Origin of the sequence: Candidatus Hakubella thermalkaliphila (assembly GCF_013281975.1) — a bacterium.
In the GTDB taxonomy this organism is placed as follows: Bacteria; Actinomycetota; Humimicrobiia; order Hakubellales; family Hakubellaceae; genus Hakubella; species Hakubella thermalkaliphila.
This window is the reverse complement of the sequence record NZ_BLRZ01000303.1, coordinates 1-1036: the sequence shown is the minus strand read 5'-3', so window position 1 is coordinate 1036 and position 1036 is coordinate 1. Positions and strand designations below refer to the sequence as shown.

The following is a 1036-nucleotide window of genomic DNA, read 5'->3' as shown; positions in this document are numbered from 1 at the left end:
GATTGCGCAATATGGTCAAATTGTGTTCCACGGTTTTGCCAAAACCTATACCGGGATCTATTATCATATTTTCCCTCAGGATGCCCATATGGCCCAGGTATTCTACCCTTTCCAGGAAAAACTGATATATCTCCTCAACTACGGAATCATAGTAGGGATTCAACTGCATGTCTCTGGGCGTGCCCTTCATGTGCATAAGAACAACTGGACATTGGTATTTAGCGGCTACCTCAACCATTCTTTGGTCCATGCGGCAGGCACTGATATCATTGATCATAGCGGCTCCAGCCTGCAGAGCTCTTTCCGCCACTTCCGACTTGTAGGTATCTATAGAGATGGGAAGATCGATCTTGCCAGCCAGTCCCTCCACCACTGGTATGACCCTGCGGAGCTCCTCCTCTGCAGAGACGGGTAGAGAACCCGGGCGAGAGGACTCCCCTCCCACATCAATAATATCCGCTCCTTCTTCGGCCATACGCATGGCGTGAGCCAGAGCCCTCTGGCTATCCAGATACTTTCCCCCATCGGAAAAGGAGTCGGGAGTCACATTCAGGATCCCCATAAGGTGAGTCCGCCGGGAGAGATCCAGGGTGTGCTTCCCGGCTTTAACTTCCCCGCCGAGAAGTCCCCTTCCGTAAGGGAGGAGTAGTTCACTGATCTTATTTCCTCCTTCAAAGTTTTTGATAGCCAACTCCAGCCTCCCCTCTCATCAATAGAGGATCTCTATTAAAATACCCAAGCCATCTCTCGGCTTGGGCATATAACCGGTTGCAGCGAGGAGTTGGGTGCACCCCAACTAAACAGAAGAGGCCGCAGAGCGTGATGTGCGGCTTTCTTGCCACTTCTTAAATGAATGCTGACTCTCCCCAGACGGCTTTCCCAAAATGAGATTATCAACGCTGATGTCTTCATCCAGGTCCGGCCAGTGAATCCCTTCCCCTTGACCAATCAATCGCCAGTGATTACGTTCTTCCGGAGTCCCGTGCAGAAGCCGGGGATACCAACTAAGGGGCACAGAAATGGTACGCCCATCGGA

General features: G+C 51.5%; 2 protein-coding genes. Both read right to left on the bottom strand.

The features are described 5' to 3' along the window. Nucleotides 1–691: dihydropteroate synthase (gene folP, locus HW443_RS11750; RefSeq protein ID WP_258190531.1), on the bottom strand; the 691-nt coding region annotated here is incomplete at its 3' end. Nucleotides 692–796: 105 nt separating this feature from the next. Next, the coding region (locus HW443_RS11745) for a DUF2442 domain-containing protein (RefSeq protein WP_176238278.1) at nt 797–1036 on the bottom strand (240 nt) is incomplete at its 5' end.